Annotated in this window: 19 protein-coding genes; 2 read left to right on the forward strand and 17 right to left on the reverse strand. The window is 66.5% G+C overall.

The genetic code is table 11. The annotated features are described in order from the left end of the window. Positions 1-141: 141 nt before the first annotated feature. The 7 genes from atpG to IQ458_RS03200 all read right to left on the reverse strand — a co-directional run bounded on the left by atpG (position 142) and on the right by IQ458_RS03200 (position 5,419). Positions 142-1,005: a F0F1 ATP synthase subunit gamma gene (atpG, locus tag IQ458_RS03170; protein WP_141454322.1), complete on the reverse strand. Its 864-nt coding sequence runs from the start codon at positions 1,003-1,005 to the stop codon at positions 142-144. Between the two features lie 109 nt (positions 1,006-1,114). After that, on the reverse strand, positions 1,115-2,662 hold the full coding sequence (gene atpA, locus IQ458_RS03175) for a F0F1 ATP synthase subunit alpha (RefSeq protein WP_141454323.1): 1,548 nt from the start codon (positions 2,660-2,662) through the stop codon (positions 1,115-1,117). 72 nt (positions 2,663-2,734) lie between these two features. Further along, entirely contained in the window at positions 2,735-3,262 is a 528-nt protein-coding gene (locus tag IQ458_RS03180; protein ID WP_183640760.1) for a F0F1 ATP synthase subunit delta, read from the reverse strand. Between the two features lie 15 nt (positions 3,263-3,277). Beyond that, entirely contained in the window at positions 3,278-3,748 is a 471-nt protein-coding gene (locus tag IQ458_RS03185; RefSeq protein ID WP_141454325.1) for a F0F1 ATP synthase subunit B, read from the reverse strand. Between the two features lie 109 nt (positions 3,749-3,857). Then, positions 3,858-4,160 (reverse strand): F0F1 ATP synthase subunit C, encoded by a 303-nt coding sequence (gene atpE / locus IQ458_RS03190; protein WP_141454326.1) that lies wholly within the window; start codon positions 4,158-4,160, stop codon positions 3,858-3,860. Between the two features lie 63 nt (positions 4,161-4,223). Next, positions 4,224-5,021: a F0F1 ATP synthase subunit A gene (gene atpB / locus IQ458_RS03195; protein ID WP_141454327.1), complete on the reverse strand. Its 798-nt coding sequence runs from the start codon at positions 5,019-5,021 to the stop codon at positions 4,224-4,226. A gap of 29 nt (positions 5,022-5,050) precedes the next feature. After that, a complete protein-coding gene (locus IQ458_RS03200) occupies positions 5,051-5,419 on the reverse strand; it encodes an ATP synthase subunit I (protein ID WP_141454328.1) in 369 nt (122 codons plus the stop codon). A gap of 455 nt (positions 5,420-5,874) precedes the next feature. On the opposite strand from IQ458_RS03200, the gene IQ458_RS03205 reads away from it, so the two are divergent. Continuing rightward, positions 5,875-6,678 (forward strand): hypothetical protein, encoded by an 804-nt coding sequence (locus IQ458_RS03205; protein WP_183640759.1) that lies wholly within the window; start codon positions 5,875-5,877, stop codon positions 6,676-6,678. Positions 6,679-6,781: 103 nt separating this feature from the next. After that, the gene (locus IQ458_RS03210; RefSeq protein WP_183640758.1) at positions 6,782-6,985 is read left to right on the forward strand and encodes a DUF2061 domain-containing protein; all 204 of its coding nucleotides are present in this window, start codon (positions 6,782-6,784) and stop codon (positions 6,983-6,985) included. A gap of 72 nt (positions 6,986-7,057) precedes the next feature. Here the strand turns inward: IQ458_RS03210 and IQ458_RS03215 are convergent, their stop codons facing one another. The 10 genes from IQ458_RS03215 to IQ458_RS03260 form a co-directional block, all read right to left on the reverse strand. Beyond that, positions 7,058-7,738 carry a DUF6624 domain-containing protein gene (locus IQ458_RS03215; protein WP_203321892.1) on the reverse strand — a complete coding sequence of 227 codons (681 nt, stop codon included), beginning with the start codon at positions 7,736-7,738 and terminating at the stop codon, positions 7,058-7,060. 107 nt (positions 7,739-7,845) lie between these two features. After that, the gene (gene lpdA / locus IQ458_RS03220) at positions 7,846-9,996 is read right to left on the reverse strand and encodes a dihydrolipoyl dehydrogenase (RefSeq protein WP_203321893.1); all 2,151 of its coding nucleotides are present in this window, start codon (positions 9,994-9,996) and stop codon (positions 7,846-7,848) included. Positions 9,997-10,011: 15 nt separating this feature from the next. Next, the gene (locus IQ458_RS03225; protein WP_203321894.1) at positions 10,012-11,430 is read right to left on the reverse strand and encodes a dihydrolipoyllysine-residue acetyltransferase; all 1,419 of its coding nucleotides are present in this window, start codon (positions 11,428-11,430) and stop codon (positions 10,012-10,014) included. Between the two features lie 147 nt (positions 11,431-11,577). Then, complete coding sequence (locus IQ458_RS03230; RefSeq protein ID WP_192199085.1) at positions 11,578-12,345, reverse strand: DUF2884 family protein; 768 nt, start codon at positions 12,343-12,345, stop codon at positions 11,578-11,580. 83 nt (positions 12,346-12,428) lie between these two features. Beyond that, the gene (locus IQ458_RS03235; protein WP_203321895.1) at positions 12,429-13,001 is read right to left on the reverse strand and encodes a DNA-deoxyinosine glycosylase; all 573 of its coding nucleotides are present in this window, start codon (positions 12,999-13,001) and stop codon (positions 12,429-12,431) included. After that, a complete protein-coding gene (locus IQ458_RS03240) occupies positions 12,998-13,453 on the reverse strand; it encodes a DMT family transporter (RefSeq protein ID WP_183640745.1) in 456 nt (151 codons plus the stop codon). Before IQ458_RS03240 ends, IQ458_RS03235 begins: the two co-directional genes overlap by 4 nt. A gap of 91 nt (positions 13,454-13,544) precedes the next feature. Beyond that, a complete protein-coding gene (locus tag IQ458_RS03245) occupies positions 13,545-14,642 on the reverse strand; it encodes an alpha/beta hydrolase (protein WP_225562480.1) in 1,098 nt (365 codons plus the stop codon). Continuing rightward, positions 14,642-16,723, reverse strand: a complete 2,082-nt coding sequence (locus IQ458_RS03250; RefSeq protein ID WP_203321896.1) for a hypothetical protein — start codon at positions 16,721-16,723, stop codon at positions 14,642-14,644. The genes IQ458_RS03245 and IQ458_RS03250 overlap by 1 nt, the downstream gene beginning before the upstream one ends. Before the next feature lie 34 nt (positions 16,724-16,757). After that, the gene (locus IQ458_RS03255; protein ID WP_183640743.1) at positions 16,758-18,011 is read right to left on the reverse strand and encodes an MFS transporter; all 1,254 of its coding nucleotides are present in this window, start codon (positions 18,009-18,011) and stop codon (positions 16,758-16,760) included. Positions 18,012-18,172: 161 nt separating this feature from the next. Next, entirely contained in the window at positions 18,173-20,722 is a 2,550-nt protein-coding gene (locus IQ458_RS03260; RefSeq protein ID WP_192199081.1) for a TonB-dependent receptor, read from the reverse strand. Positions 20,723-20,728: the final 6 nt, after the last annotated feature.

Raw genomic sequence — 20,728 nt, forward strand, 5'->3', positions numbered from 1 at the left:
CCGATTATTTAATTCGCTCGACCAGCCAAGCCGGTCTCTTCAGTGATTCGGGATTGGAGATTCGTGATTCGGGATTCGTGAAAGGCGCGCTGCGCTGCTCTTTCGAATCCCGATTCCCGATTCCCGAATCCCCGTTCCTACTTACACCGCCGCCGCGCCGCCGACGATTTCCGAGATTTCCTGGGTGATCGCCGCCTGGCGGGCCTTGTTGTAGACCAGGTTCAGGGTGCCGATCAGCTTGGTCGCGTTGTCGCTGGCGGCCTTCATGGCCACCATGCGCGCGGCGTGCTCGGATGCCAGGTTCTCCAGCACCGACTGGTACACCAGCGCCTCGATGTAGCGGGTGATCACGTGGTCCAGCACGGTCGCCGCATCGGGTTCGTAGATGTAGTCCCAATCGTGGTGGGCCACCTGCGTCTCCGCCGCCGGCAGCGGCAGCAGCTGGTCGAACGAGGCGCGCTGCGTCATGGTGTTGACGAAGCCGTTGTACACCACGAACACGCGATCCAGCTTGCCTTCGGTGTAGGCATCCAGCATGACCTTGATGACGCCGATCAGCTGGTCCAGCTTGGGGCTGTCGCCGAGGTGGGACACGCTGCCGACCAGGTTGACCTTGATCCGGCGGAAGAACACCGAGGCCTTCTGGCCGATGGTGACCACGTCGACCTCGGCACCCTTGTCCTGCCAGCCGCGCACTTCGCCCAGCATCTTGCGGAACAGGTTGTTGTTGAGGCCGCCAGCCAGGCCGCGATCCGACGAGATGACGATGTAGCCCACCCGCTTCACTTCCGGCCGCTCGACCATGAAGGGATGCTGGTAATCGGTGTTGGCCTGGGCCAGGTGGCCGATGACCTGCTTCATCGCCCGCGCGTACGGGCGCGAGGTCTTCATGCGGTCCTGCGCCTTCCGGATCTTGGAAGCCGAGACCATCTCGAGCGCGCGCGTCACCTTGCGGGTGTTCTGCACGCTCTTGATCTTGGTTTTGATTTCGCGTCCGCCTGCCATCTCTGCTCGCTCTGCTCGCGGGAATCGGGAATGGAGAATCGGGAATCGGCCAGGCCGTCCGCTTCTGCGCTCTTACGATTCCCTAATCCCGATTCCCGAATCCCGGCTCTTACCAGGTCCCGGTCTGCTTGAACTCGGAGATGCCCTTCTTGAAGGCGCCTTCGATGTCGTCGTTCCAGTTGCCGGTCTTGTTGATGGTGTCGACCAGTTCGCCCTGGGTGTTGGTGAAGTGCGCGTGCAGCGCTTCTTCGAACGCCAGGATCTTGTTGACCGGCACGTCGTCGATGTAACCCTCGTTGACGGCGTAGATCGACAGCGCCTGCAGCGCGATCGACATCGGCGCGTACTGCTTCTGCTTCATCAGCTCGGTGACGCGCTGGCCGCGCTCCAGCTGCTTGCGGGTGGCTTCGTCCAGGTCCGAGGCGAACTGGGCGAACGCCGCCAGCTCGCGGTACTGCGCCAGCGAGATGCGGATGCCGCCGGACAGCTTCTTGATGATCTTGGTCTGGGCGGCGCCACCGACGCGCGACACCGAGATACCGGCGTTGACGGCCGGACGGATACCGGCGTTGAACAGGTCGGTTTCCAGGAAGATCTGGCCGTCGGTGATCGAGATGACGTTGGTCGGCACGAACGCGGACACGTCGCCGGCCTGGGTCTCGATGATCGGCAGCGCGGTCAGCGAACCGGTCTTGCCCTTCACTTCACCGTTGGTGAACTTCTCGACGTACTCCTCGGACACGCGCGCGGCGCGCTCCAGCAGGCGGCTGTGCAGGTAGAACACGTCGCCCGGGTAGGCTTCGCGGCCCGGCGGGCGCTTCAGCAGCAGCGAGATCTGGCGGTAGGCGACGGCCTGCTTGGACAGATCGTCGTACACGATCAGGGCATCTTCGCCACGGTCCAGGAAGTACTCGCCCATGGTGCAGCCGGAGTAGGCGCTGATGTACTGCATCGCAGCCGACTCGGAAGCGGTGGCGGCGACGACGATGGTGTGCTCCAGCGCGCCGTTCTCTTCCAGCTTGCGCACGACGTTGGCGACGGACGAGGCCTTCTGGCCGATCGCCACGTACACGCACTTAATGCCGGTGCCCTTCTGGTTGATGATGGCGTCGATGGCCATCGCGGTCTTGCCGGTCTGGCGGTCGCCGATGATCAGCTCGCGCTGGCCGCGGCCGATCGGGATCATCGCGTCGACCGACTTGTAACCGGTCTGCACCGGCTGGTCGACCGACTTGCGCCAGATCACGCCTGGGGCGACGCGCTCCACCGGCGCGGTCAGCTTGGCGTCGATCGGGCCCTTGCCGTCGATCGGCTCGCCCAGCGCGTTGACCACGCGGCCGAGCAGTTCGCGGCCGACCGGCACTTCCAGGATGCGGCCGGTGGTCTTGGCGACGTCGCCTTCGCGCAGGTGTTCGTAGTCACCCAGCACCACGGCGCCCACGGAGTCGCGCTCCAGGTTCAGCGCCAGCGCGAAGGTGTTGTTCGGCAGTTCGATCATTTCGCCCTGCATCACGTCCGCCAGGCCGAAGATGCGCACGATGCCGTCGGACACGCTGGTGACGGTGCCTTCGTTGCGCGATTCCGCGGCCAGCTTGACCTTCTCGATGCGGTTCTTGATCAGATCGCTGATTTCAGAGGGGTTGAGCGTGGTAGCCATTTTGGTTTCCTGTAGGGTGGGCCTCGGCCCACCATCATGTTCGGTGGGCCGAGGCCCACCCTACGTTTCTTGTCAGTGCGTGAGCGCGGTCTGCAGGCGCGACAGCTTGCCCTTGAGCGAGCCGTCGATGACCACTTCGCCCGCGTCGATCACCGCGCCGCCGATCAGCGACTCGTCGATGGCGGTTTCCACCACGACGTCGCGACCCAGGCGCTTCTTCAGCGCGACCTTGATCGCGTCCAGCTCGCCGGCCGGCAATGCCACCGCCGAGGTGACCTTGGCGCGGACGATGTGCTCGGCCTCGGCGCGCAGTTCCTCGAACAGCGCGGCGACTTCCGGCAGCTGCGGCAGGCGACGGGCTTCGGCCAGCAGCGACAGGAAGCGGGTGAACGACTCGCTGGCGCCTTCCGGAGCCAGCAGCGCGACCGCCTGGGCCTGCGGCAGTTCCGGGTTGGGCAGCAGCGCGGCGACCTGCGGATCGGCGGCGACGCGCGCGGCAAAGCCGAGCGCGTCGGACCACGCGACGAGGGCGCTTTCGTCACGCGCGGCCGCGAAGGCGGCACGGGCGTAGGGACGGGCGACGGTTAGGGCCTGGCTCATCGTTCAGCGATCCCGTCAGATTTCCGCGGCCAGTTCATCGAGCAGCGCCTTGTGGGCGTTGGCATCGATTTCGCGGCGCAGCAGCTTCTCGGCACCGGTCACGGCCAGCGTGGAGACCTGCTTGCGCAGTTCCTCGCGGGCGCGGGTCGCGGCGGCCTCGATCTCGGCTTCGGCCAGCGCCTTCTGGCGGTTGGCTTCGGCGATCGCCTCGTTCTTGGCGGCATCGACGATCTGGTTGGCACGGGCGTGCGCCTGATCGATGATTTCGTTCGCCTTGACGCGGGCTTCCTTCAGGGCCTCGTTGACCTTCTCTTCGGCCACCGCGAGTTCGCGCTGGCTGCGATCAGCGGCAGCCAGGCCTTCGGCGATCTTCTTTTGACGCTCTTCGATCGCGTTCAGCAGCGGCGGCCAGATCTTGGTCGCGATGATCCAGATCAAACCGGCAAACGCCAGCGCCTGGGCAAATAGGGTCAGACCGATGTTCATGGGTTTAGCTCTGCCAGTGGTGATGGGCGGGAAACACGCGGCCTCCCGGCCCTTCTATCTGCGTTGCGGGCGTCCGGATGGCCGTCGCCCGCACTTCAGAAACCGCTGATCAGCCGCCGGCCAGCTTGGCCAGCTGCTCGGTGAACGCGGTGGCCAGCGGGTTGGCAAAGGCGAACAGCAGGCCCACGGCGACGCTGATGATGAACGCGGCGTCGATCAGGCCGGCGGTGATGAACATGCGGACCTGCAGGACCGGGATCAGTTCCGGCTGGCGCGCGGCCGATTCCAGGAACTTGCCGGCCATGATGGCCAGGCCCAGACCCGCGCCCAGAGCGGCCAGGCCGATCATGATGCCGATGGCGAGGACGGTGGAGGCCTGAACTTGAGCGAGGGTGGTCAGAACGGTTTCCATGGTTTTCTCCGGAACTAAATTGCTAAAGGGTGGAATGTTTAAGGTGCAAAGGGTGAAGCGAAATCAGTGGCTGTCTTCCGACAGGCTCAGGTACACGATCGACAGCATCATGAAAATGAAGGCCTGCAGCGGGATGACCAGCAGGTGGAACAGCATCCAGCCGAGGCCGAAGGCGCCGCCCGCGAGCGCGCCGACGATGCCGGCGCCGCCGAGCACCCAGATCAGCAGGAACACGATCTCGCCGCCGAACATGTTGCCGAACAGTCGCATGGCCAGCGAGATCGGCTTGCTCAGCCACTCGACGATGTTGAGGATGAGGTTGAACGGCATCATCCACTTGCCGAACGGCGCGGTCAGGAACTCCTTGGTGAACCCGATCGGGCCCTTGGAGCGCAGCGCGAAGAACAGCATCAGGAAGAACACGCTGATCGACATGCCGAGGGTCGCGTTGACGTCGGCGGTCGGGACCGGCTTCCAGTAGTGCACGCCCATCAGCTCGAGCGGCTTGGCGATGAAGTCTGCCGGAATCATCTTCAGCAGGTTCATCAGCAGGATCCAGAAGAACAGGGTGATCGCGATCGGGGTCACCAGCTTGCTGGTGCCGTGATAGGTGTCGCGCGCCTGCTTGTCGACGAACTCAAGCATGATTTCGACGAAGGCCTGCCATTTGCCCGGGACGCCCGAGGTCGCCTTGCGGGTGGCCAGCCAGAACATGAACACCATCAGCAGACCCATCAGCACCGAAGTGATGATGGTGTCCAGATGGATGGCCCAGAACCCGCCCTCCTGAACCTGGAACGTCAGGTTGTGGAGGTGGTGCTGGATGTAACCGGTGGGTGTCAGTGTTTCCTCGCCCGCCATGTGTCCTAGATCCTGCTAATAAGAATTTTTTATCGGAGCCTGGCCATCGCCAGCGCCTGTGCCGCCATCCCGGTCAGCGTGCCGGCCAGCAGGGCCAGAGGTGGAAGTTTCCACACCCCGATTCCCAGCAGCAGCACCACAACAACCGTGATCCACTTGATAACCATCCCGGCCAGCAACCGCACCATCGCGGTCCCCGCACCGGTCACCCCGGCGCCGAAGGCCAGCCGGGCAGCGAACCATCCCCCCGCCACCATCGCCAGTCCCCCGACCGCGGCCGCCAGCGCCTGGGATTTTCCCCAGAGCAGGAAGGCCATCGCGACCAGCAGCACGGCACCCAGCTGGAAAGCCGTTGCGCGCAATACCAGCCGCCGGCCCGCAGCGACGGAGTTCAGCACAGTAGGTCCTACGGGGTTTCGTGGCGGGGAACAAGGCCTGATAGCGCCTCGCCGAGCCGCAAAAGTATAGCAGGGGGCTATTTTCCGGGACAACCGCCGAAGGTCGTAAAGTTGCGTTCGCGGGCTGTCATGGGTGGCTTTCGTGACGGGAACCTGCCGGTAACCGTTTCCAGCCCGGATGACCGGCGGCCGCCTCGCCTCCCTGTTCATATTTTTATCGCATTTTTTGCGGAACTTTGACGAACTCCCTTGGTCAGTCCTGCTTGCAAGGTCTGCGAACCAACTTCCTCGTCCGATGCTCCGAGCAGACCTTTAGAAGCCCCGAGGCTCCTGGCCCGGGGCTTCGCTCTTTCCGGGACTGGCGTTTTCACGCGACGAGAACCGCGGTTTCACTTCATGTCCACGGCATGACGCAGAGGGTGGAAAGCCTGTTCATTGTTCCAGGAGAGACAGGCATGAGATTTCGGGCTTCCCTTCCCCTGATGCTGGTTTTCGGCGCCGCCGGCATTTCGGCGGCAAACGCGCAGGAACCGGACCGCTTCACCCTCCGGCTGGGCGCCATGGACGTCGACGCCGACGGCGTGCTCAGCGGACGAACCAATTTCCAGGGCCAGGATCTGCGCTTTTCCCAGGACTTCGACTTCGGCGGCAAGGAACTGGTCCCGCGCATCGACGGCGTGTTCCGGATGGGCCAGCGGCACCGGCTGATCTTCGACTACTTCCAGTACGACAAGGACCGCCGGGCGACGCTGGGAGAGGACCTCTCGTATGACGATGTCACCATTCCCGCCGGCAGCTTCGCCAAGGGCAAGGCCAAGTTCCAGCTGGCCAGCCTGATGTACGACTACGCCGTGGTCGATACGCCCACCTTCAATCTCGGCCTGCAGATCGGCGCCGAGTGGGCCAAGCTGGAAGGCCGCCTGTATGCCGAGGCCGGCGAGAACAGCTATGAAACCCGCAGCAGCGACGACGGCTACGCGCCGGTGGTGGGCCTGCGCCTGACCGCCACACCCAATGAAAAGTGGCTGTTCAACCTGCAGGGCCAGTACCTGGACGCCGGTTGGGGCGATTTCGGCGACTACGACGGCAGCATCACCCGCGCCAACGCGCTGGTCGAATACCGCTTCACTCCGCATTTCGGGCTGTTCGCCGGCTATGACTGGTTCAAGCTGGACGTCGAACGCGCGGGCAGCGACGGGCTGCTGGGACTGGATCAGCGCTTCAAGGGTCCGATAGCCGGCGTGACCCTGGCGTTCTGAATTTATAGGTAATGTCTATCTAAAATGCTGAAAGGACTCATTGGACTTTGGCTGGCCCGACCTCATAATGAGAATCAATCTCATTTGGGCATCGAGGTCGACCATGACCAAGACATTCACCTTCGCCGCCCTGCACTTCTCGGTCGCCTTCCTGCTGGGCTGGGCATTCACCGGCAGCTGGCTGGTCGGCGGTGCGCTGGCCCTGGTCGAGCCGGCCTGCAATACGGTGGTATTCCATTTCCACGAGAAAGTGTGGAAGCGGATCGAGCGTCGCCGCGCCGAGCGCGCGGCCGCCGTTCCCGCGTGACCCCGTAGAGCGGAGCTTGCTCCGCTGCGGGATGTCTCGTACCCGGGACGCTCCAGCCGAGCAAGCTCGGCTCTACGGGGGCGGGGGAAACATCTGGGTCGCCATGCAGACGTAGTCGGCCAGCGGCATGTCACCCATCGCCGCGCGCCGCTGATCGACTTCCGACTCCGGCGCCTCGATCGGCTTGGGCACCCAGCGTCCGCCTTGCGCCAATAGCTGGCTGCCATAGCGCTGCGGCTTGCCCTGCCCCGCCAGCACGCGGTCGGTCAGCAGGATGAACTGGTGGCGGGAGATTTCCCCGCTCTGCACGCGTGGCGTGATCGCCGACAGCATCTGCTCCTGGAACGCCGGATCGGCGTCGGCGTGCTGCACCAGCAGCCAGGCCGCATCGACGCCATCGCGCCCGACCAGTTCGGCGGTGGGGAATCCATGTTCGGCGACAATCTGTTTGAGCCGCGGCAGGTGCTCGGCGTCGACCTGCATCATCTGCCGGATATCCTCCTGCGACCAGTCGCCATCGCGGACGTCCTGATCGCGGGCCTGCATCCGCAGTAGTTCGATCCGCAGATCCGACAGGCGTGCCGCGGCGTCGGCGATATCCGGCGGGGACGGCTTGGGGTGCAGGCGGGCGAACGCCGCCGCGCCCGGGCATTTCGCGTAGGCGGCGGCTTCCTGCGGGTCATCGTCGGCCCTGGCAGGCAGCATCAGCACCGGCACCAACAATACGGCCGCGGCCATCCAGCGATACGTCATCGAATCATCCCGTCCGTGCATGTCTGTCGTCGGTGATTCTAGCCCCGTCACATGCGCGGCCCGTCCGGAAAAGGAAACCGCCCACGTGGGGCGGTTCCTGTGAAGGTTTACTTCTTCTTCGGAATGTACAGATCGGTGATGGTGCCTTCGTAGACTTCGGCCGCCATCGCCACCGTCTCGCTGAGGGTCGGGTGCGGATGGATGGTGCTGCCGATGTCGCCGGCTTCGGCGCCCATCTCGATCGCCAGCGCGATTTCGCTGATCAGATCGCCGGCATGCACGCCGACGATGCCGCCGCCGATGATGCGGTGGGTTTCCTCGTCGAAGATCAGCTTGGTGGAACCTTCGCCGCGACCGATGCCGACCGCGCGCGCCGACGCCACCCACGGGAACTTGCCGATGCCGACCTTCAGGCCCTTGGCCCTGGCTTCGGTCTCGGTGACGCCGACCCAGGCGATTTCCGGATCGGTGTAGGCCACCGACGGAATCACCCGCGCCACCCATTCCTTCTTCTCGCCCGCGGCCACTTCCGCCGCCAGCTTGCCTTCATGGGTGGCCTTGTGCGCGAGCATGGGCTGGCCAACCAGATCGCCGATGGCGAAGATGTGCGGCACGTTGGTGCGCATCTGCGGGTCCACCGGAATGAAGCCGCGATCGGTGACGGTCACGCCGGCCTTGTCGGCATCCAGCTTGCCGCCGTTGGGCGAACGGCCCACCGCGACCAGCACGCGATCCCAGGTGCCGGATTCCAGTTCCGGCTTCTGGCCTTCGGTGGCGCTCTCGAACGACACGGTGATGCCCTTCTTGGAAGCTTCGACCTTGGCGGCCTTGGTCTTCAGGTGCACGGCCACGCCCTGCTTCTTCAGGCGGTCGGCCAGCGGCTTGACCAGGTCCTTGTCGGCGCCGGGCATCAGCTGGTCCATGAACTCGACCACGGTCACTTCGCTGCCCAGCGCGCGGTACACCGTCGCCATTTCCAGGCCGATGATGCCGCCGCCGACCACCAGCAGCTTCTTCGGCACTTCCTGCAGCGCCAGCGCGTCGGTGGAATCCATCACCCGCGGATCGTCCCACGGGAAGTTGGGCAGCTTCACCGCCTGCGAACCGGCGGCGATGATGCAGTTCTCGAAACGCAGCAGTTGGGTCTTGCCATCGCTGCCGGTGATTTCCAGTTCGTGCGGCGAGACGAACTTCGCCACGCCCTGCACGGTGCGCACCTTGCGTTGCTTGGCCATGCCGGCCAGGCCCTTGGTGAACTGGCCGACCACGCGGTTCTGCTTGAAGTCGCGCAGCTTGTCGAGATCGATCTTCGGCTTGGCGAACTCGATGCCGATATCTGCCGAATGCGCGGTCTCGTCGATCAGTGCGGCGGCATGCAGCAGTGCCTTGGACGGGATGCAACCGACGTTGAGGCAGACGCCGCCCAGCGAGTCGTAGCGCTCCACCAGCACGGTGTCGAGGCCGACGTCGGCGGCGCGGAACGCGGCGGTGTAACCACCGGGACCGGAACCGATCACCACCATCCGGCATTCGATGTTCGCGGGCTGGCCGGTGCCCAGCGCCGGTTTCGGCGCAGCGGGTTCGGCCGGCGCGCGGTGCGAAGGCGTGACCGGCGGCTTGCTGGCCGGCGCGGCGGCGGCGGGCGCGGCCGCGCCGCTTTCCAGCACGGCCACCACGCTGCCTTCGGACAGGGTGTCGCCCAGCTTGACCTTCAGTTCCTTGATCACCCCGGCGGCCGGCGACGGCACTTCCATCGTCGCCTTGTCCGATTCCAGGGTGACCAGGCCCTGATCCTTCTTCACCGTGTCGCCCACGGCGACCAGGATTTCGATGACCGGCACGTCGTTGTAGCCGCCGATGTCCGGCACCTTGGCTTCCAGGGTGCCGCCCGCCGATGCCGCAGGCGCGGATGGCGCGGCAGGCGCCGGCGCGGAGGCGGCCGGAACAGCGGGTGCGGCCGCCTTGGCCGGCGCAGCCGGAGCGGCGGCGGGCGCGGACGGCGCCGCGGCGGCACCTTCGACTTCCAGCACCGCCACCACGCTGCCTTCGGACAGGGCATCGCCCAGCTTGACTTTCAATTCCTTGATCACGCCGGCGGCCGAGGACGGCACTTCCATCGTGGCCTTGTCCGATTCCAGGGTGACCAGGCCCTGATCCTTCTTCACCGTGTCGCCCACCGCGACCAGGATCTCGATGACCGGCACATCGTCGTAACCGCCGATGTCGGGGACTTTTACTTCAACAGTCGTGTTTGCCATGGTTCCAGCCCCCGCTTACAGCAGCACGCGACGCAGGTCGCCCATCAGTTGCGCCAGGTACGCGGTGAAGCGCGCGGCGGAGGCACCGTCGATGACGCGGTGGTCGTAGCTCAGCGAAAGCGGCAGCAGCATGCGCGGCGCGAACTGCTTGCCGTCCCACACCGGCTGGATGGAGGACTTGGACACGCCGAGGATGGCGACTTCCGGCGCGTTGACGATCGGAGTGAACGCGGTGCCGCCGATACCGCCCAGCGAGGAAATCGAGAAGCAGCCGCCGGACATGTCGGCCGGGCCGAGCTTGCCGTCGCGGGCCTTCTTGGCCAGTTCACTGGTTTCGGCGGCCAGCTCGTTGACGCCCTTCTTGTCGACGTCGCGGATGACCGGCACGACCAGGCCGTTCGGGGTATCGGCGGCGAAGCCGATATGGAAGTACTTCTTCAGGGTGAGGTTCTCGCCGCTGGCGTCCAGCGAGGCGTTGAACTCGGGATACTTCTTCAGCGCGGCGACGCTGGCCTTCATCAGGAACGCGAGCATGGTCAGCTTGATGCCGGCCTTCTCGTTTTCCTTGTTCAGCGCCACGCGCAGCGCTTCCAGCTCGGTGATGTCGGCGTGATCGTGCTGGGTGACGTGCGGAATCATCGCCCAGTTGCGCGCGAGATTGGCGCCGGAAATCTTCTTGATGCGCGACAGCGGCTGGACTTCGACTTCGCCGAACTTGCTGAAGTCCACCTTCGGCCACGGCAGCAGGTTCAGCCCGCCACCAGCGCTGGCGACAGGCGCGGCACCGGCCGCGGCCGGCACGCCGCCGGACAGGGCCGCCTTCACGTAGCGCTGCACGTCTTCCTTGCTGATGCGGCCGCCGCGTTCGCTGCCCTTGACCTGATCCAGATCGACGCCGAGCTCACGGGCGAACAGGCGCACCGTCGGGCTGGCGTAGGCCACCTTGGACGGCAGCACGCGGTCAGCATTGAACTCCACCGGCGGGGTGCGCGGGGGCACGGCTTCCGGATCGATGCCGGGCTTGTCTTCCAGCGCGCGCGGCGCGGCGGCTTCCTGCGCGATCTCGCGCTGGGTGAGCTTGTCCGGGGTGGGGGCGACCGCGACCGGCTCGACCTTCGCGCCGGTCTCGGCAGTCTTGACCGGCTCGGCCTTGGCCGGTTCAGCCTTCGGCGCGGCGGGAGCGGCGGCGCCTTCGGCCACCTCGATCAGGGCGACCACCGAGCCTTCGGCCAGTTCGTCGCCCAGCTTGACCTTCAATTCCTTGACCACACCGGCGAAGGCCGACGGGACTTCCATCGTCGCCTTGTCGGACTCCAGGGTGACCAGGCCTTGATCCTTGGCGACGGTATCGCCAACGGCGACCAGCACTTCAATGACGGGAACGTCACTGTAGCCACCGATGTCGGGAACACGCGCTTCCTTGATTTCGGCCATGGGGGAACTCCAGCGATCACTTGCCAATAGGGGAACCCCTATTGTGGCCATCCCCGCCCGGTGCGCCAACCTCTGAGGGCAATTATTTTCGGGCCGGGACCGCTGGAATCGGCCGTCGCGGCTCGCGCGACGGCATGCACGCCTTGCTCAGTCGCCGGTGGTATGCCTTTGGTCGGGCTTTTCTTCCAGCAGGTTCAGCGCCTGCCCGCCGGGGAGACGATACGCCAGCGCATTGTCGATGCGTTCCATTTCGCGCATCTGCGAGCACAGCTTCTCCGCGCGCACTTCCAGCGCCTTGGCGCGTGGCGCCACCCGCGCTTCCACTTCCTTGTCCAGCCCGTCCATCCGCTCCAGGCGATCGGCATCGCCGGTCAGGGCCGCCGTGAGCGCGCCACCGACGATGTCGCCGATGACGCTGGGCATCACTTCGCCGACCGCGCGCTCGATGCCCTTGTCCAGATCCTGGCTGTTGAAGCGGTTGGCGCTGATCGAACGGGCGATACCCTGGTCGATGGCCTTGCGCGCCTTGTCCAGCGACTTGCGGGTGCGATCCGGATGGTTGCTGATGCTGGCGGCGACTTCGCCCAGCGCGGTGAACGCGATGTCGGCGGCGTCGCGGCCGATTTCGTGCGCCAGCGGCATGGCGGTGCGCGCGCCGCGTTCGAAGTCGATCAGGCGCTGGCGATCGTCGTCGTTGATCCGGACCCAGCGGTCATCGACGAACAGGCGCCCCTGGCGCATCACGATCGCCTTGGGCGCGCCGCTTTCGCGGGTGAAGATCACGCTGCGCTCGTTGACCGTCATGTCGTAGTCGCTTTCGATCTCGCAGCGGACGTCCTTGGCCTGCGCGGACACGGCCAGCCCGGACAGCGCGGCCAGGCACAGCAGGGAAAGGCGCGGGGCGGAACGGATCATGGGCGGCCTCCGGAAGTTCGGTTGCCAACAGGATGCCAGCGCAACGGACCGCCCGCACATGCCGGACGGGGGCATGACCTTCGTCAGGGCCGCTCCGGAACAGGAGGGTCCGGGACGGAAGTGTCCGGGGCGGGAACGCCCAGGCAGGGCTTCAGGATTTCCCAGGATTTGGCCAGGCGTTCCACGCCGAAAGCCGCGTTGGCCGGACTGGTGGACGGCAGCGCGTGGAACACGAGCCGCGCGGCCAGCGCCGCGGGCAGGGTCGGCGCGACGTGGCGCTGGAACGCCTGCGCCGCCTTGCCGCCGTTGAAGGCCACCGCGCGCAGGGAGGGCCGTGCCTCCAGCCAGTCCACCAGCGGGTTGGCGACCTCGCTGCCGCGGACGATGTCCGCGTCCAGGCTGCCACGGCGCTCGCAGGTTCCAATCACGTCCCACAGGCCGACACCGGCGGCCTGCAGCGCGGCCAGCCGGAGCGGGTAGTCGAGCGCGGGATCGAAACCGCACAGCGCGCCCATCAGCGGCCAGAACCGGTTGCGCGGATGGGCGTAGTAGCGCGCCGCCGCCAGCGATGCCGCGCCCGGCATCGAACCCAGCACCAGTACCCGGCAATCCGGGGCCGCCTGCGGCGGCAAGCCGCGCAGGAGCGTCGCGCTCATCCGGCCGGCGTCTGCCATGGCCGCACCACCAGCAGCGCGCCGGCGACGACCAGCAGCGCACCGATCACGCGGGTGCCGTCGATGGGCTGGCGCGCATGCAGCACGCCGAAATGATCCAGCAGCAGCGAGCCCACCAATTGTCCGAACACCACCAGACAAATCAGCGGCGCGGCGCCCATGCGCGGAATCAGCAGGGTCGCGGCGGCAACGTAGATCGCGCCGATGGCGCCGCCGGTCCACGCCCACCATGGCACCCGCGCCAGCGCCGCCGGGTCGAAGGTGGGCCGCGTGGCCAGCCACCACAGCGCCAGCACGCCGGTGCCGACCGCGAACGACATCAGCGCGGCGAACAGCGGGCCGAAGGTCTGCCGTCCCAGCGATGCATTGATCAACGCCTGCAACGGCAACAGCATGCCGATGAATACCGCCAGGCCCATTCCGATTGCTTTCATGTCCATCTTCCCGGATTCGAAGGCGGACACGATACGGCAGGCGATGTGTTCAGGCGCACGACGCTGCGTGGCGCCGCTGGAACGATCGCCCTCAGCGCGGCTGGCGGCCCAGGCGGCGATCGAAGAAGCGCGCGATCAGGCCATAGGCTTCCTGCGACTCCGGCAGATCCGGATACACGAAGAAGGCATGCCACAGGCCATCGAACAGCACCAGTTCCGCGTCCACGCCCGCGCCCAGCAGCCGGCGCTGCATCGTGCTCACCGCGCTGGCCGCGAAGTCGCGCCCGCCGGCCAGGAACAGGGTGGGCGGAAACTTCGCGAGCAGTTCCGGCGACTGGCCGGGATAGGCGACCGGGTCGTCCGCCTGCGCGGTGCGCAGGTACGGCAGGCTCGCGCCACCGTCCGATTGCAGTGGCGGCACGCCGACCGCCAGTTGTCCCAGAGTCGCCGAATCCCCGGCGAACAGCAGGCCGGTGCCGCAGAAGTTGCCGATCGCGCCGGGACGCGGCAGATCCCGCTTCAGGATCCGCGCGGTGGCCTGCGCGGTCAGCATGCCGCCGGCCGAACAGCCGTAGATGCCGATGTTCTCCGCGCGGTACTGCTTGAGCAGCTCGCGGTAGACGGCTTCCACGTCGTCCACCGCGGCCGGGTAGGGATGCTCGGGCGCCAGCCGGTAATCCACCGTCACCACCCGGATGCCGGCGACCGCGGCAATCGGCACCGCTTCCACCAGCGCGCCGCTGCCCGAGCCCCACATGAAGGCGCCGCCGTGCAGGTTGATCAGCACCCGCTGCGCGTTGTCGCCCTGCGCGCCGGCCTGCGGATCCACCACGTGCACCGGCACGCCGCCGATGCGGGTGGCTTCCACCTTGGCCGGATAGCGGCGCTCGGCTTCGGCCAGGCGGTCGTCGTTGTAGCGCTGGTAGAAGCGCCGCTGATCGGCGATGTCGGCCGGATTCGGCCCCTTGCCTTCGCGGGTTTCGGCCAGCATCCGCTCGAACTGCGCACGCGCCTCGGCGCTGGCGAACCGGCTGTAGGGCAGCGACGTGGCCGGCATCGCCACGGTATCCGGCGCGGCCGGCTTGTCCTGTGCGATCGCCGCCAGCGGCGCCGACAGCGCCGACAAACCCAGGGCGAGACGCAACATCGCGCGGCGCCGGTGCGCGGTGAAAAGCAGGTTCTTCTTCATCATTTTTCCTTTCCGGATTCGGCCGCGGGCGCCGCGTCAGGCGGCGGCAGGGCAAGGAACACCGTGCTCCAAAGTTGCGCGGCGTTGGATTCGTCCTCGTGCGCACCCTGCGCGCCAAACGGCTCGACCTGATAGCGGCCGTCGCGGTACGACCACGACCACAGCTCGGAGGTGCGCACCGCATCGGCGGCGCGGATCGCCCGCCACAGCCGGGCCTGCGCATCGCCCAGTGCGGCGCGTGTCTCGGCCGGCAAATCGTCCCGCGCCAGTTGCCGTCGCAGGCCGGCCGCCAGCACCGCCTGCTGCCAGGCCCACACCACCGTGCCGTGGTAGGCGGCGCTGCCCAGGCGTGGCCAGACCTCGCGATCGGCGTAGGCGGGATTGGCGACCAGCAGGCCCACGTCGGTCATCAGGCCGGCCGGGAAAGGACGCATCAGGTTGTCGACATCGCGCGCCAGGGATTGCGCATCGGGTCGGCCGAACAGCAGGCGGAAGCCTTCGTCCGAATGCAGCACCGGCACCGGCCTGCCCTGCGCATCCAGCGCGAGCGCCGCGAACGCCAGTTCGCCGTCACCCAGCGCATCGAGCGCCCCGCGATCCGGCACGCCGGCATCGGTGGCGTAGGCACGGATCTGTTCGGCCGCGCGCGCGTTCGGCAACCGCACCGTGAACAGTTCCGCCGCGCGTCGTTCCCAGGTATCGGCGCGTCCCGCGGCGGCGCGCAGCTGCGTGCGCTGTTCCACGCTGGTGTAGGCGTCCAGCAGGCCGCTGTCGAGGAATCCGCCCATCGCGCGCAATGCCGCCGGCATCCATACCGCGTTGACGTCGTAGGGATAGCGGCCGCGCCCCAGACCCTCATTGCTGTCGCGCCACTGTCCCACCGGCTTGTCCGGCTTGAGCGCGATCAGGTTTCGATACGCGGGCTCCTCCGCGAACGCGCGGCTCTGCTCCGCCACGAACAGCAGGTTGCGCACCAGCGTTTCGCCGTTGCGACCCTGTTCGCCCCGGCGGGCGAGGAAATCGCGGGCGCGCGCCCGACCGCGCGCATCCTCCAGCAGCCAGGCCGCGGCCACCGGCGGCAGCATGTAGTCGTCGTCGATCATCGTGTAGTCGTAGATCGGCGCGGCGGACGGCTTGCCCTGTTCCTTGCGATGGCGCAGCACCGCGAACTCGCCGATGTCCTCCTCGTGGGCGACTTCGCCATCGGGCGCCAGGCGCGCCAGTACCGCGCCGATGCCGGCCTCCACCGCCTCCGGTTGCAGCACCGGCATCAGCAGGCGCACCGACATCAGGGTGTCGCGGCCGAAATAGGTGTCGAAGCGCCACGAGCCGGCCAGGAATTTCTCGTGGTAGCTCAGGAATCGCAGCGCCTGGCGGCTGCGCAGATCGGCCGTCGCGCGTTCGTTGAGCAGGCCGGCGGCGCTGAACGGAACCAGCGGGGTTTCCCCGGTCGAGGCGTGGATGCGCAGCCGCAGCGGTTCGCCGACGCGGTTCACGCGCAACACGATTTTCCCGTCCGCGCGTTCGAAGCGGCCGTTCCCGGCCTCCAGGGCGATGGCGTAGCCCGGCGCGCCATCCAGCCGATTGCGTTTCCAGCGGACCGCATCGGCGGAGACTTCGGGCTGCGCGGCGGTCTCGGCCGGATAGGCCTGGCCCAGTTGGTAGTCGCGCAGCACGCGCACGCTGCCGAGCACCGCATCCTTCACCACCAGCCGGGGCGCATCGACGCTGGCCTCGGCCACGATGCCGTTCCAGGCGTGCCCATTGTCGCGGTGGCGCTCGCCCTTGACCTGTCCCAGTGTCCACCGCACCGGCGTGGCCGCCTCCTCGAACCAGACGCCCACGCCGCTGTTGCCCGCCGGAAACGCCACCAGCACGCGCGGCCGGTCGCCGGAGCTGAGCAGCAGGTGCGCGGCGATGTCGCCCTCCTGGTGGAACGCGTTTTCGATCCGTCCTTCGGTGATGCGGAACTGCAGCGGCGCGTCGACCGGCGCGCGATCGTAGGCCAGCGCCTGGCCCATGGCCGGCAGCGCCAGCAGGCCGGCGAGAAGCAGCCGGGCACAGGCATTTTTCAGGAGCAAGGGCGTTTTGCGGGAAGCGGCGAGGGACATCGGTTCAAGATCCTCCCGCCGGCACCGCCGGCGTGCCGGCGGGCGCGTGCGCGGCGCGGTTGAGCAGGGTCAGCGACAGCAGCAGCACCGCCATCGGCAGCAGCAGCAGGTAGAAGGCGCGCGAGCCGTCGAAATGGGCGAACAGCTGCCCGGTGATGAAGGATCCGGTGGTGCCGCCCAACGCGGAGAACACCACGATCAGGCCGGTCATCGCCGCATGCCGCGCTTTCGGCAGCGCGCTCAGCACGACCGAATTGATGGTCGGATAGATCGGCGCCATGAACAGGCCGATCAGCGGGAACACATAGGCGGCCAAAGGCGCGTCCCACCAGCTCGCATCGGTGCGCGGTTGCACGTTCGCCGCCAGCGGTAGCGCCAGCAGGACCAGCGCCGCCATTGCCAGCACGCAGGTGGCCAGCAACCAGAACCAGGGCAACCGCCGCAGCAGGATGCCGCCGCCCAGGCGGCCCAGTGCCAGCGAGCCGGCGAAGATGCCTGCCGCCTGCACGCTGAGGGCGGTGGGCAGGTGCAGGATTTCGCGGTTGAAGGTCGGCAGCCAGGTATTGATGGCCTGTTCCATCAGCACGTACAGGAAAGCCGAGACCAGGAACACGATCACCAGCGGGCGCGCCAGCAGGCGGAACATGTCGGCGAAGGATTCGCCAACCGCATGGCCATCGCGTGCCTGCGATTCATCCATCGACGAACCGGCCAGCAACAGGATCACCGCCACGCACAGCCCGGCGATCACCCAGTAGACGTCGAGCCATACCGGATCGCCCGGCGTATCGGGATTGATGAAGGCGGCGAACAGCCATGCGCTGCCGAGGATGCCGACCATGAACCAGCCTTCCACGGTGCTGGTCAGTCCGGCATGCGCACGCTCGCTGTCGGTCAGCAGGCCGATGCTGGAGTAGACCGAAACCTTCACCAGCGCGAACGACACGCCGACCGTCACGTACAGCAGCTTGGTGGCCCAGAACGACTGCAACAGCGGCATGCCCGCGCAGGCCAGCGCCACGAGCCCCAGCCCGAGCATCATCGCCCGCCGGTAACCCAGCCGCGGCAAGGTCGAGGCGACCAGGAACGAGGCGATCGCGATCGGCAGATCCTTGAACGCCTCCAGCGTGCTCGCCGACGCCTTGCTTACCCCGAATCCCTGGATGACCTGCAGGATCACCGCGCCGACCGAGTTCAGCAGCATCGCGAAGATCATGTAGGTCAGGATCAACCCGAGGACCATGCGGGTTCGATTCATTGCTTGCTCCGGGCCATGCCGCCAGGCGGCCGCCGCACTGTGTCATCGCCGGGGCGACAAGGAAACCCGCCGCGCGCGGTCGTGCGGCCGTGCGCGACGGGTGAAGGGAGTCCGGGGACGCCTCCCGGGAGAGGAGGTTCAGGCGGCGTCCCCGGCGTGGCTCACCAGCTGTACTTGGCCTGGAAATTGACCTCGCGGCCCTCCAGCGGACGTGCCAGCAACACGCCACCTGCGGTGGTCGCCGAACCGAAGATGCGCGAATTGCTTTCGGTCAGTCCCAGCTCGTTGGTCATGTTGGTGCCGCGCAGGTTGAACTGCCAGTTCTCGCCCACGTTGGAGGTGACGCCGAAATCCAGCGTGTGGTACGAGCCCAGTTCCTGCAGGCCCGACTGGTCCTGGGTGTGATCACCCACGTAGGTGTAGGTCACGTACGGGGTGATGTCGCCCCAGCCCAGCTCGAAACGGTAGCTCGGGGTGAACATGGCGCGGAACTTCGGCTGGCGTTGCAGTTGCTGCCCTTCGATCGGCGCGCAGTTGTCCTCGCCGTTGATGTCGGTATACGGCAGGCACGCGTCGTAGTCGGTGTACTCGCCATCCAGGTAGTTCGCCACCAGCTGCAGGCGCAGGTTCTCGATCGGGGTCAGCGCGCCGATGAAGTTGACGCCGTGCGATTCGGAGCCATAGATGCGCGGGCTGCCGACCGGCGTGCCCAGGCCATCGGTGGGCTGGTACTGCAGGCCGCTGAACACGCGCCGATAGGCGCTGATGTCCGCATACAGCAGCGGCGACTGGTACTTGAAGCCGATTTCGTAGTTGCGGATCTTCTGCATCGGCGGGTAGTTGTCGTTGGTGGTGCCGCGGATGCCGTTGTCGAAGTCCAGGAAGTGGCCACCGGTGTTGACGCGGCCATACATGGACATGTTGTTGGTGAACGAATAGTTGGCACCTGCCGTCCACGACGGATGGGTCTTCTCGTAGCGGTTGCGGGCATAGGTGCCGTTGCACAGCTCGACGTTGTTGTCGTAGATGGTGTTCGGATCGCCGTCCAGGCCACCGGTTCCCGCATTCACCGGACTGCGGTTGCAGACATTGCTCTTGGCATCCTGGTTCTCGAGGCGGCCGGACAGATCGAACAGCCACTTGCCGACCCGCCAGGAATCGGACAGGTACAGCGCCACGTTGGTGGCCTTGCCGTTCTGGGCGATGTGGAAGCCGCTGAAGTCGGCGAAGCCCTGCGGATTGGTGCGGTAGAAGGTCTCGCCGCCATCCACGTAGCTCACCACGATCGGGCGCGCATTCGGCTCGTTGGCCATCAGCATCTGGTTGCCCAGCGACCACTTGTCATCCATGGTGTAGTGGTTGACGTACAGGCCCACCGTCAGGGTATTGCCCTCGAACAGCTCCTTGCTCAGGCGGAAGTCGTTACTGAAGCTCTTCAGGTGCTTGTGGATATGCCACCAGCCCTGCTGGATCACGCTCTGGGTGAGCGGCACCGCGCCGCCGTTGATGTAGTTCGCGGTGGCCACCGATCCGGCCGGAAGCTCGAAGCCGCCTGGCGTGCCGTCGGTGAACAGCATGTCCTGCAACGAAACCGGATTGTTGCCTGAGAACAGCGCATTGGTATCCATGTCGCCTTCGTTGAACAGGAAGCGATCGCTGATCGACCAGCCGTTGTCGAAGGAGTAGTCGAAGTTGCCGCCGAACATGAACAGCTTGGCGCCGCGGCCGTCGGCCAGATCGGCGTTCTTGCCGCCGCCGGGATAGGTCGGCAGCCACACGTGCTGCATGTACTTGCTGTAGTAGGTGTCCTTCAGCGGATCGAAACCGGGATAGGCGCTGAAGTTGTCGGTACCACGCTGGATCAGCGGAATCGGGGTGATGAACTGGTTCTTGTCGTTGAGGTAGCGGGTGTACAGGGTCAGCCGGCCGGCATCGAAGTCGTGCGAGAGGGTGGCGGTCAGCTGGCCGCCCTTGTCCGCCTTGAACTGCGGATCGCGCACGCCGTCGGATTCGCGCCAGAAACCGCCGATGCTGCCGTACCAGCCTTCAGCCACCTTGAAGCCATAGAAGCCGTCGAGCCGCCACAAGCCTTCGTTGCCGTAGGTCAGGCCGACGCTGCCGGATGGTTCCTCGGTGCCGGTCTTCAGGAAGAAGTTGGCGCTGGCGCCCATCTGGCCGTCGGCGAACACCACCGACGGGCCGCCCTGCAGGATTTCCACCGATTCGATGGTGTCGTCGAGGCGGAACATCGACGTGGTCTCGAAGAACGACAGGGTCGGCATGCCGTACAGCGGCGAACCCATCAACAGCGTGGAGAAATACGGCGCGTCGCCGCCGCCGGGAAAGCCGGCGATCTCGATGTTGGCACCGGTCTGGCCGCCGGTGGATTCGGGCCACATGCCGGGCGAAATCTTCAGCAGGTCAGCGGTGCTCTTGGGGTTAGCCTGTTTGATCTGCTCCGCATTGGCGGTGACGATGTTGAAGCTGGCTTCCAGCTTCCTCACGCCGCCAGCGGTGGCCGTACCGGAGACCACCACCGTGTCCAGCGTGGTGGCCTGGCTTTGGCCCTGCTCGGCCGGTGCCTGTTGCGGTTGTTGTTGCGGCGTCTGCTGCGCGGGCGTGCCGGCATCCTGTGCCAGCACGGCGGATGGAGCCAGTGCGGCGGCGATCGCTACGGACAGGGCGTAGCGGATCAGGTTGGTCTGTTGCATGTGTTC

The sequence above is a fragment of the Pseudoxanthomonas beigongshangi genome (assembly GCF_016820515.1).
Lineage (GTDB): Bacteria > Pseudomonadota > Gammaproteobacteria > Xanthomonadales > Xanthomonadaceae > Pseudoxanthomonas_A > Pseudoxanthomonas_A beigongshangi.